The 10,836-nt window shown below is 63.6% G+C and carries 9 protein-coding genes and 1 pseudogene; 5 read left to right on the top strand and 5 right to left on the bottom strand.

Annotated elements, in window-relative coordinates:
* Positions 1–115: 115 nt before the first annotated feature.
* Complete coding sequence (locus VQ044_RS22170; RefSeq protein WP_327649643.1) at positions 116–1,609, bottom strand: DUF2793 domain-containing protein; 1,494 nt, start codon at positions 1,607–1,609, stop codon at positions 116–118.
* 261 nt (positions 1,610–1,870) lie between these two features.
* Here VQ044_RS22170 and VQ044_RS22160 point away from each other — a divergent pair.
* The 3 genes and pseudogenes from VQ044_RS22160 to VQ044_RS22150 all read left to right on the top strand — a co-directional run bounded on the left by VQ044_RS22160 (position 1,871) and on the right by VQ044_RS22150 (position 5,463).
* Positions 1,871–3,179 (top strand): annotated as a pseudogene (locus VQ044_RS22160) (nucleotide sugar dehydrogenase).
* A 47-nt stretch (positions 3,180–3,226) separates the two neighbouring features.
* Complete coding sequence (locus tag VQ044_RS22155) at positions 3,227–4,237, top strand: NAD-dependent epimerase (protein ID WP_327649645.1); 1,011 nt, start codon at positions 3,227–3,229, stop codon at positions 4,235–4,237.
* Positions 4,238–4,272: 35 nt separating this feature from the next.
* Complete coding sequence (locus VQ044_RS22150; RefSeq protein WP_331827770.1) at positions 4,273–5,463, top strand: glycosyltransferase family 4 protein; 1,191 nt, start codon at positions 4,273–4,275, stop codon at positions 5,461–5,463.
* A gap of 165 nt (positions 5,464–5,628) precedes the next feature.
* Here the strand turns inward: VQ044_RS22150 and VQ044_RS22145 are convergent, their stop codons facing one another.
* Positions 5,629–6,744 carry an NAD-dependent epimerase/dehydratase family protein gene (locus VQ044_RS22145; protein ID WP_442880726.1) on the bottom strand — a complete coding sequence of 372 codons (1,116 nt, stop codon included), beginning with the start codon at positions 6,742–6,744 and terminating at the stop codon, positions 5,629–5,631.
* A 23-nt stretch (positions 6,745–6,767) separates the two neighbouring features.
* The gene (locus VQ044_RS22140; protein ID WP_331827768.1) at positions 6,768–6,890 is read right to left on the bottom strand and encodes a hypothetical protein; all 123 of its coding nucleotides are present in this window, start codon (positions 6,888–6,890) and stop codon (positions 6,768–6,770) included.
* A gap of 598 nt (positions 6,891–7,488) precedes the next feature.
* Between VQ044_RS22140 and VQ044_RS22130 the strand changes: the two genes are divergently transcribed.
* Together VQ044_RS22130 and VQ044_RS22125 are read left to right on the top strand one after the other, a co-directional pair.
* Entirely contained in the window at positions 7,489–8,238 is a 750-nt protein-coding gene (locus VQ044_RS22130; RefSeq protein WP_327649648.1) for a glycosyltransferase family 25 protein, read from the top strand.
* Positions 8,235–9,473, top strand: a complete 1,239-nt coding sequence (locus VQ044_RS22125; protein ID WP_327649649.1) for an O-antigen ligase family protein — start codon at positions 8,235–8,237, stop codon at positions 9,471–9,473. The genes VQ044_RS22130 and VQ044_RS22125 overlap by 4 nt, the downstream gene beginning before the upstream one ends.
* On the opposite strand, the gene VQ044_RS22120 is transcribed toward VQ044_RS22125, so the two are convergent.
* Together VQ044_RS22120 and VQ044_RS22115 are read right to left on the bottom strand one after the other, a co-directional pair.
* The gene (locus VQ044_RS22120) at positions 9,400–10,047 is read right to left on the bottom strand and encodes an IS30 family transposase (protein ID WP_327649651.1); all 648 of its coding nucleotides are present in this window, start codon (positions 10,045–10,047) and stop codon (positions 9,400–9,402) included. The genes VQ044_RS22125 and VQ044_RS22120 overlap by 74 nt on opposite strands.
* Positions 10,048–10,066: 19 nt before the next feature.
* On the bottom strand, positions 10,067–10,498 hold the full coding sequence (locus VQ044_RS22115; RefSeq protein ID WP_327649653.1) for a GntR family transcriptional regulator: 432 nt from the start codon (positions 10,496–10,498) through the stop codon (positions 10,067–10,069).
* Between the last annotated feature and the right edge of the window lie 338 nt (positions 10,499–10,836).

Here is a 10,836-nt window from a genome sequence, read left to right as displayed (position 1 = left end):
ATGAGGCACGGCACCGGGATATCCGGCGCAACCCTCGAAACCTGCATACTGTGAGACGGGTCGCCCTATCTCAGGCGAACATGTGGTCTAGCAGGCTTGATCGTGATCCGTCAATTCAAGCTGCCTGGGGGCTGGTGGGGGCGGCGTCCGCTATCGTCTCCAATCGGTCGAGCCGTTGTGCCAATTCCTGCACGGCCCGGACCAGCGGGGCGATGAACTCGCTGTAGTCGAGCAGATGTTCGGCGGGCGCATCGGGCTGCCTGATCGACGTATCCTTGTAGCCGCCGAAATCAATGCCGAGCGCCGACGCGGCCGTGGCGACCTCCTGGGCGATCAGGCCCTGATGCGAACGCGAAGGCTCGTCACCCGGTATGATGATCGGTGCGCCTTTCCCTCCGTCGATGGCGACGTTTTCGGATCGATCGGGAGCGGCGTTCCACCGATAGGCCACCGGATTCAGCCGCTGGACGAAGTCGAGGCCGAGAGATGGTCCGAGGACCGTCTTCAGGTCGCGGTCCGAGGTCTGGGTAAGCGACGTGCAGCGGACGGCCCCCTCTACGTCGAGGGCGAAGCCGGCCGTGACGCTCGTCCGATGGATACCGACGCCGCCCCCATATTCGTTCAGCGCGAGCGCGTTCCCCGCCGTCAGGGCTGCATTGCGGGCGAAAATCGAGGCGCTTGGCCCGTTCGTCGCGGTCATATCCAGACGCATATCGCCGGTCGTGGAGGTATGGAAGAAGCCGAACGATCCGCCGGCCGAGGCAATCATGGAGCCGCCTGGGGCGCCAAAGGTGATCGGGCCGCCGAGTGGCTGGATCGCAAGCGTCCGCTGTGCCACGCCAGTCTGGAGAGCGCCGATAAATCCGTATTCGTCAGTGACGTCGTATCCGATCACGACTCCGGAAGGCGTCCCGTCGCCGACGTCGAAATCGCCCCCGGTGACGATCACTCGGCCATCGATCGCCAACCGCGTCGTGCCGCCGGTGTCAGGTAGGTCCATCATTCCGTCGCCGCGCGCCACCATGGCGCTTTGCCAAGCCAGGCCATCAATGCTCGTCTTGAGCCGCCAGGCGTCATCGCCGGTCAGGCCCATCTCCGCCCGACCGGAATAGCCGGTCTGGAACAGCACGGACGCGGTGTCCACAGCGGTCGCCTTGTTGACCGTGAGCCGATGATCGGCGCCGGCATTGTCGAACAGGACGGCTCCCGATTTCACCGTCAGGCGATTCGTTGCGTCGGGGACCGTATTGATGCCAAGCCGCGGAAACTCCGCGGACGGGGCGGTCCAGTCGCCTTGCGTGTAGACCAGGATGTTGCCTTCGGCTTCGACCCACACGCGCCAGCCTTCGGCGGGCGGATAGAATATCCAGGCGTTATCCTGCCAGGCCGCGACCTGCCCGACCTTGCCGGTCCATTGCAAGAGCGCGTCGGGACCCACGATGTGGCGGTCCCCCGCCGCGAGCTGTGTGGGCGGCGCCTGGCGTGTCCGGTCGATGACGGAGAGATGAACCAGCGCGTCGAGAATCGTCAATGCGTCATTGTGGGTGACGTGCTTCTGCGACTGCGCCGCGGCGAGATAGGGAAGGGAGAGATGAGGGGTATCGTCCATGCCATGGGTCCTTCGGCGAAATCGGTGGCCTCATGGTAACGGCGCCCGCACGGACGGGGATAAATCCGGCACGCGGACACGGTCGAATCGGCACGAGGGCGACCACTCGCGAGATGCCGGATCGCGAAGTTCCCGCGGGGTCGAAAATCGCCGTCGGGGATCGTCCCGAGGCAACTTGCCAATGCTGCCCGTCGGCTATAGTGGTCGCGGCGCTGGCGGGACGGATCGAGCCGATGCCGGCCCTGTGGACAGGAGTAACTGATGGCGTTGCCAAGCATTGCCGACGTGCGTGTCGGTATCGTCGGCCTGGGATATGTGGGGCTTCCGCTTGCCGTGCACATGGCACAGCATTTCCCCGTCATCGGCTTTGATATCGACGGAGCCCGGATCGCGGAATTGCAAGCCGGGCCGGATCGCGGAATTGCAAGCCGGGGTGGATCGCACGCGCGAAATAACGGCCGAAGAGTTTTCGGCGACGCGGCACCTCGAGCTGTCAGCCGACTTGAAGGATCTTCAGAAGGCGAATTTCTACGTTGTTACGGTGCCCACTCCGATCAACGAGGCGCTGCAGCCGGACCTGCGCGCCCTGGAGAGGGCTTCGGAGACGGTCGGCAAGGTGCTCAAGCCAGGTGACGTCGTCGTCTATGAATCGACCGTCTATCCGGGCGTCACCGAAGACGTCTGCGTGCCGATCCTGGCGCGGCATTCCGGCCTGGTCTTCAACCGGGATTTCTTCGCCGGCTATTCGCCCGAGCGCATCAATCCCGGCGATCACCAGCATCGGCTGCCAGATATCGTCAAGGTGACTTCGGGCTCCACCCCGGAGGTCGCTGATCTCGTCGACGCGGTCTATGCGCGCGTCGTGACCGCCGGCACCCACAAGGCCCGTTCGATCAAGGTCGCCGAAGCGGCGAAGGTGATCGAGAACATCCAGCGTGACGTGAACATCGCCCTCATCAACGAGCTGGCGCAGCTCTTCAAGAAAATGGGCATGGAAACGCGGGATGTTCTGGCCGCCGCCGGGACCAAATGGAATTTCCACGGCTACCAGCCGGGCCTGGTCGGCGGCCACTGTATCGGGGTCGATCCCTACTATCTGACCCACAAGGCGCAGTCGATCGGTTTCCATCCCGAGATGATCCTGGCCGGACGGCGCATCAATGATGGAATGGCCTCGTGGGTGGCGCTCGACGTGGTCAAGACGATGCTCAAGCGCAGGCTCGAGGTGGGCACCGCGAAAATCCTGGTGCTCGGTCTGACCTTCAAGGAAAATTGCCCGGACATCCGCAACACCAAGGTGGCCGACCTCGTCGAGGAACTGGGCGCGATGGCGCGCGAGGTGATCGTCCACGATCCATTCGCCGACGCGGAGGAGGTTCGGAAAGAGTATGGGATAGATCTCGTCCGGGAAATTCCGGAAGGCCGCTTCGAAGCGATCGTCCTCGCGGTTCGCCACCAGCAGTTCTGCGACATGGGCAGCGAGCGGCTGCGCGCCATGCTCGTCCCGGACGGCGTCCTCTATGACCTCAAGCAGATTCTGCCGTCTGATGACACCGATGCGCGCCTTTGAACGGGTGACGGTCATCGGCGTCTACGCTCGAAACGGAGTATAGCAGCATGAAGGTCTTGGTTACGGGAGCGGCGGGCTTCATCGGCTCGCAGACGGCGCAGGTGTTGCTGGCACGCGGCGATGAGGTCGTAGGCGTCGACAATCTGAACGATTATTACGACGTCAATCTGAAGCGCGCCCGTCTAGCGCGGCTGGAAGGCCACGCCAATTTCCACTTCGTCAAGGCCGACCTGGCCGATCGTCGGGCGATCGATGCGGTGTTTGCCGAGCACAAGCCGCAACGCGTGGTCAATCTCGCCGCGCAGGCGGGCGTGCGCTACGCGTTCGAAAATCCGCACAGCTATGTCGATTCCAATCTGGTGGGCTTCCTCCACATTCTGGAAGGCTGTCGCCACCACGACGTCGAACATCTCGTCTATGCCTCGTCGAGCTCGGTCTACGGCGCCAACACGTCGATGCCGTTCAGCGTCCACGACAATGTCGATCATCCGCTCAGCCTCTATGCCGCCACCAAGAAGGCGAACGAGTTGATGGCACATTCCTATTCCCATCTGTACGACCTGCCGGTCACAGGCCTGCGTTTCTTCACCGTCTACGGGCCATGGGGGCGCCCGGACATGTCGCTGTTCATGTTCACGAAGCGGATTTTCGCGGGCGAGCCGATCGACGTCTTCAACCATGGTGAGCATTCGCGCGACTTCACCTATGTCGACGACATCGTCGAGGGGGTGGTGCGCACGATGGATCTGGTCGCTTCGCCCAACGCGGACTGGAGCGGCGAACGTCCGGACCCCGGAACCTCGCTCGCTCCCTATCGGCTGTACAATATCGGCAACAACCAGCCGGTCGAGTTGATGTATTTCATCGAATGCATCGAAAAGGCCGTGGGAAAGCCGGCCATCAAAAACATGCTTCCGCTGCAGGCAGGCGATGTTCCGCATACCTATGCGGATGTCGACGCGCTCGTGGAGGATGTCGGTTTCCGTCCCAAGACGCCGATCGAGGAAGGCATCAACCGCTTCGTCGATTGGTACAGAGATTTTTATGACGCGAGCTGAAGCGCGAGGCAAATCCGCGGCGGAATAGGACGGACGTGCGAAGCATCGCCACAACAGAAACGGCGGACGAAGGCGCGCACCTCGCGGATTCGCGCCGCGGCTCCCGGCCCAAGCTGCTTTTGGTGGTCACCGAAGAATGGTATTTCGTCTCCCATAGACTTGCGTTCGCGGTGGCGGCGCGCGCGGCCGGATACGACGTCGGGGTCGCGACGCGGGTCGACCGTCATGGCGCGGTCATACGCGATGCGGGCATCAGTCTATTTCACGTCGATTTCGACCGCAGTGGCATGCGTCCCTTGCGGGAAATCTCCACCATCGCGGCGCTCTTTGCCCTGTACCGGCGGGAGGCGCCGGATATCGTCCACCACGTCGCTATGAAGCCGGTGATCTACGGATCGTTCGCGGCAAGGGCGGCCGGCGTGCCGGGGGTGGTGAATGCGCTCGGCGGTCTGGGCTTCGTGTTTTCCTCCACCACCCTCCGGGCCCGGACCATGCGCCTTTTGGCGCGCCCTGCCCTCAAGTTTGCGTTGAGCGGATGGAACGCGCGACTGATCCTGCAGAATAGCCACGACAAACAGACGGTTCTTCGGGCCGGCTTGGCCAGGCCCGAGCAGATTCGGCTCATCCGTGGAGCCGGCGTCGACCCGGCCCTCTATTCAACATCCGACGTGGCCGCACAGCCCCCCTTGATCATTTTGCCGGCGCGGCTGCTTCGCGAAAAGGGTGTTGGCGAGTTCGTCGGGGCGGCGCGGCTGTTGCGGGCACGGGGCGTCGAGGCGCGCTTCGCACTGGTCGGCAGGCCTGATTCGATGAATCCGGCCAGCTTTTCCGCCAAAGACGTCGCCGGTTGGGTGGCGGATGGACTGGTTGAGGCCTGGGGATGGCGTGAGGATATGCCCGCCGTGTTCGCCAGGGCACAGATCGTCTGCCTGCCGACCTACCACGAAGGCTTGCCGAAATCGCTGCTGGAGGCGGCCGCCAGCGGCTGCGCGATCGTCGCGACGGACATTCCAGGTTGCAGGGAACTCGTCAGTCACGGCAAGACCGGCCTGCTCGTTCCGCCAAAGGAGGTCGAACGACTCGCCGATGCGTTGGAGGAGCTTATCCGCGACCCGGCCATGAGAGCGCGCCTGGGAGGCGCGGCGCGGGAGATGCTCGGCGACTTCACCTTGGACTGCGTGACCGCTCAAACGATGGATATTTATGCAGAAGTGGCGAATGGATAACGGAAAGTGGTCCGGGATGGATATGAGCCTCAGCAGGTTATTGCCCGTTGCTGTGAGTCGGCGAATGGGGGAACCCGGGTCTTCCTCCCGTCAATCTCATCCACTCGCCGCGCACGGTCAAGAGAGGCGACCTCGCTCGACGGCGACGCCGGACCTCGTGCCAGGTCATAAGGCCCGGCGCGAGGGTCGCGCCCGAGAGGGCCGCCGCGATTCCATCCGTTTGTGGGGGGGCGGGTGGATCAGAGAACCCCGTCGGCGGCGAGACGACGCAGCTTCTCCTGCGTCGTCAGCGGCGAACTCCAGCCAAGGATGTCTTTCAACGGTTGCGTTTCCAGCACAAACGGCGCCGTTGCGGCACGCCAGACCGTGTCCTTTCCCATCGCGCCTATCCATCGTTGCAGAACGCCCACCGGCGCCGGAAGANATGTCTTTCAACGGTTGCGTTTCCAGCACAAACGGCGCCGTTGCGGCACGCCAGACCGTGTCCTTTCCCATCGCGCCTATCCATCGTTGCAGAACGCCCACCGGCGCCGGAAGAAGAAGCGGCGCGCGGCCCCAGCCGGTGCGGAGCGCACGCACGATTCCTGCCGGGGTGACAGGTCCCTCGTCGGCGACCAGGAGCGTCGTTCCGGCTGCGGCGGGGACATCAAGAGATGCGGCGATCACCTGTGCCAGATGATCGACGGCCACCAAGCTGCGCGGCCCACCCAGCCCCTCTAGCGGCAGGGGCACCGGCATTTTGGCGAGCTTGACCAGAACCGCGACGTTGCCCCTCCCGCCGGCCCCGTAGACGGGGGCAGGACGGAGCACGCATCCCTCCGTGTCGGTGCCGGACAAGCTGCTCCAGAAGGCGGCTTCCGCCTCCGCCTTGGAGATGGCGTAAGGACTGACCGGAGCGAGTGGATCCGATGCCGAGACGCTCTTGTCCGCCGAGGGTCCATGGACGTTGGCGCTGCTGACGAAGATCATGCGGCGGACGCGCTCGCGCGCGCCTCGCCGCGCCAGAGCAGCGGTCGCCTCGACATTGGCGTGGCGCAGGGCGGCAAGGTCGCCGCTTTGCGGTTCGCTTCGTGACGGGTTGAGTGCCCCCAGATGGATGACGGCGTCGGTGCCTTCTGGCCATGCCTTCCATGCCTCGATCTCGGCGAGATCAGCCGGACCCATCACCGCGTCCGTCCGGTCCTCGGGCGCAATGCCGCGCGACAGCGCCAGCACGCGATGTCCCTGTTCGTTCAGTTTCGCCGCGACATGTCGTCCAACGAAGCCGCCGGCGCCGGTCATGAGGATCTGCATTGTTCCTATCTTCATCCCGCAAAACAGGCGCGAAAAATACCGCGTTCGGCATCGGTGAAGAGCCGTTCGACACGGCTTCTCCCTCCCGGCAGGAAGCGCAACCAGTCTTTTATTTTCCCGTCATGCATCCGCATTTCGTGCTTTCCCTGCCGTAAGCGGCAGCAGCTTACCGGGGTCCAATCCGCGGACCGATGTCGATCTTGATGCGTGGAATTGATCTTGGCAAGAACGTATGCAACCCCGTCGGGCTCGACGAGACCGGCGCTGCCGTCTTGCGGCGGCGGCTTCGTCGCGACGGCGTTGTGAAGTTTGTCGTGAAGCTGCCTTCCTGCATCGCAGCGATGGAAGCGTGCTGCAGCGCCTATCATCTCGGGGGCGTGCTTGGATCTTCTGCCGCCCCACGGCCTGTTGATAGCGAACGAAACGAGCCCGCCCGCACACGCGGACCAAGCCGTATGTCCATCGTGCTGGCCGGTCTGCTGACCCCGCCCGAGATCCGCCGGCTCCTCGCCCGCCTCGTTCCAACGAGACCGCCACCCGACAGCTTCGTATGGGCCTGGCCGCGATGGCGAAGAAGCCAACAAGCCATCGCAGCCCTCGCACACCGGACAGCACGCTGGCATGCGCAACTGTGGTCCTTTCCGGGGCGACCGAGCTTGCCTTGACATTGCCTGACGTTCGCGCAATCGACGCCCGAAACGGGTCCGGCGGCTCGCCTGCGAAAGTTCTGCCTTGAAGATCAACTACTACGTCATCAATCTGGATCGGTCGCCGGATCGTCGTGCCGCGATTAGCGCCGATGCAGCCGCCGTGGGTATCGACCTGATACGGGTGAAGGCGGTCGATGGGAAGACCGTGGCGCCGGAGGCGCGCGATAACCTCGACGTGAGGGGATTTCGCCGGCTCCATGGCAAGATTCCAATGGATGGCGAATATGGCTGCTATCAAAGCCATATCGACGTGTTCGATATCTTTTTGGCCAGCGACGCCGACATCGCGGTGATTTTTAAGGACGATGCTCAGCTGACGCCGGCGCTTCCTCCAGCCCTGGAAGAGATCCTCGCCCTCGACGATTGGGATGTCGTGATGCTTATGCACCATCGTCTCCCGGTATTTCGCGGGCATCGCTCGATCGGGGATGGGCGCCTTCTGGGCGTGGCTTTGTTCGGTCCGACGGGCAGTTCGGCCGCCTATGTCGTCAACCGACGTGGGGCGAAGGCGCTACGGCGCGGGCTTGTTCCAATGCGCCTTCCCTACGACGTTGCCTTGGAGCGCGGTTGGGCGCTCGGCGTCAGGGTGCGACATGTTAAACCCGACCTGGTCGCGGGCAATCCGCAAACCCGCGGGAGCCTGATTGGCGGGCGCAAGAAATACGCGACCATGAAGCTGGCACCGTGGCGACGTCTGTCGACATTGCTGTTCCGCGCTGGAGAACTGGTGCGGCGCGCGCATTCTGGCCTCACCGCCCGGGCCGACCAATGATCAAACGATGGCTCCTGGCACGGCGGTCCTTTGATTCGTCGCTGCTGACGTTGGCGATCGCCCTTCTTGCGATCGGAAATCCGATCGCCAAGGGAGCCTTTCTCTTCTTCGCCCTGATCGGCGCCAATTTGGGCTTTGCCCGGCATCGGACCTGGCGCTATGCCGACACGGCCTTTTGCGCTGCGATCATCGCCTATGCGAGCTGGTCGATCGGGCTCATGGTGTTGCGGAACGAACTCGTAGACGGCAACCGTATGTTCTCCTACAGCCTCATCATGCTCGGCTTTGTCTTCCTGCCGCTGTCGATCAGTCTGGTGCGAGAGCCGCTGGACGCGCTGATCCTCGGCTCGCGGGCGGCCATTCTCGCCGTCCTGGCTTTGATTCCCTTCGACCCAATGGTCATCGGCGGCCGGATCGATCTTGGCGGCAACGCCGCGATCCTTGCCTTTCTGGCCGCGACGGCCGGTCTTGCCGCCCGGCTGGACGCCCGACGCCCAGCCTCTCTTCTTCCCAACAGCCGACTCTGGTTCTACCTCTCCTTTGTGCCGGTCCTGCTATCGGGCACCCGAGCGGCGTGGCTCGTCTATCTGCTGATTGCGCTGTTCGACGGTCTGGAGCTGATTCGGCACTGGCGCAAAATTCCGTTTCGGATGCGTTGGCTGGCGCTTCCGATTGCGGCCGCTCTGATCGTCGCGGCCGTGCCGGCGAGTTCGATCATCGTGCAGCGCATCGACGCGGGCGTGACCGAGTTGCAGAGACTGGACGAGACCGGCGTCGCCATGGGATCGATGGACGTCCGTATAGTGATGTGGGCGGGAGCCTTCGATGTCGTGTCCAAACACCCGATCGCCGGCGTCGGCGGGATGGAACGGATAGACGCGGTCGCTGCCGCCGTCGCGCCCGCAAACGAGGCCGTCGTGGCTCAATACACGCACCTTCACAATCTGTTCGTCGACGAGGCGGCGTCCAACGGTCTGGTCGGGCTGGCGCTGCTGATCGCGATCTTCGCGGTCTTTCTCATCCGCGTCACGCGATCTTCGCCCAGCCACCTCGTGCCGGAGACCTCCTATGCCTTCGTCCTTCTGGTCGTCACCTTCGGATCGTTCCACGGCGTTCTACTGAACGAGTGGATGATCCTGTCGATCTTTTCCTTCATGACCCTCATCCTTGTCGCGATCCGCCGGGATGCGTTCCAAAGCGGGTATCGTAGCAGTAACGCTGAAAATGGCGGCTGAAGCTGCCTGTGGCTTCGTGATCCAGAGTCTCCGGCGCGCCCGCAGGACATGGCACGACGGGGACTTCGTTTCGGTCTGCCGCCGAGGCTGGACGATCATGGATGGAGCGGCGGTTCTTGATGGTGTCGCGGGAGGGGCGAGCGCGCAGCGGCCGACGTCGCGGCCGCCGCCTGACCAGATAGCGCCACAGCTTCTCCGGCTGTTGAGCAGCGCGGTAGATGAAGGCGTAGATCGTCTCGGTGACAAGAGTGCGCAGCTTCGGCTCGGTGTTTCGCTTGAGCCAGCCGGCGATCTGCTCGGGCGACCAGCCCTCGGCGAGGCGGTCGGTCACGAACTGGCGCAATCTTCTGTCGCACTCGAGTATGGCGTCACGCCGCCGTCGCTCGAGATAGGCTCCGTCGGCCTGACGCTGCGAATATCCGCCACATGGGAGACGGTTTCGGCGCAGCTCCCGGCTGATCGTGGCGGGGGAACGCCCGAGCGCCCTGGCCATGGAATTTCCCGAGGCCCCGGCGGCCTTCAGCGCGGCAAGCTGCTCCCTTTCCCAGGTGGAAAGGTGCGAATAGGATGGCACGGCAACACTCCCGAATGGTCTAGACGCCTGCCGATACCACGTCGGCGAGGGGGTGTTGCACCTCGTGCTGGAACTCAGGGCCGCTTCTGACCGTTTCAGCGAAAGCCTCCGCCAGCCGGCGCAGATCGACCAAATCCTGCCTCGTGGCGTTCGCGATGATCAGGGGCACAGCGCTGCGCTCGAGCGTCACACGCACATTCCGCAAGTCACTGCGGTCGACGGGATCGGGATCGCTGATCCGGATTCCGAAATTGTGCCGGTGCTCGACCAGCTTCATCGCCTTCAGCTGCGACAGGGCTTGGCGCACATGGAACTGGCTCGTTCCGTATGTCTCCTGCAACTCGGCAAGCTTCAGGCGTTGGCCGAATTCGTAGCAGCCATGCTTGATGTCGTCGCAGAGCTGTCGGACCAGGTCGTCGACCTGCTCAGCGGATTCCCTGGATTTCGGCATTCGCTTCCCGGTTTCTCGTCGCCGCGCCACGCCGCAAGGCGAGCACACAGCCATCTGCCAATCTGCCGTCTCATACCCGATGTGTCCAAGCGACACATCGTCAGTTTCAGTTTTATGTCTGTCCGAAGAGCAGCGGGGGAGCCGCAAAATGCTCGTCCCGTTCCGGCCCCGCCCAGACCGCTGACAGCGGGATCATATGGGCGAGGTTGAGCGTCGAAACCGGGGGCTGGCGGACATTGGCGTAAACATGGCCGGGAGGCGCCGATTCCGAGTTGGGACCAGGCGTCGTCGGAGAACTGGCTCGGCCGCTGGGCAATGAACCTGATGCTGATCAACGT

Origin of the sequence: Aurantimonas sp. C2-5-R2 (assembly GCF_036549495.1) — a bacterium.
Classification (GTDB): domain Bacteria; phylum Pseudomonadota; class Alphaproteobacteria; order Rhizobiales; family Rhizobiaceae; genus Aurantimonas; species Aurantimonas coralicida_A.
Note: the sequence above shows the minus strand (reverse complement) of the source record. Positions and strands in the feature narration are given on the sequence as shown.

Excerpts from the sequence above, each read along its gene's own strand:
- VQ044_RS22170 (WP_327649643.1), bottom strand. The coding sequence starts at position 1,609 with ATGGACGATACCCCTCATCTCTCCCTTCCCTATCTCGCCGCGGCGCAG.
- VQ044_RS22155 (WP_327649645.1), top strand. The coding sequence starts at position 3,227 with ATGAAGGTCTTGGTTACGGGAGCGGCGGGCTTCATCGGCTCGCAGACG.
- VQ044_RS22140 (WP_331827768.1), bottom strand. The coding sequence starts at position 6,890 with ATGCGGATGCATGACGGGAAAATAAAAGACTGGTTGCGCTTCCTGCCG.
- VQ044_RS22125 (WP_327649649.1), top strand. The coding sequence starts at position 8,235 with ATGATCAAACGATGGCTCCTGGCACGGCGGTCCTTTGATTCGTCGCTG.
- VQ044_RS22115 (WP_327649653.1), bottom strand. The coding sequence starts at position 10,498 with ATGCCGAAATCCAGGGAATCCGCTGAGCAGGTCGACGACCTGGTCCGA.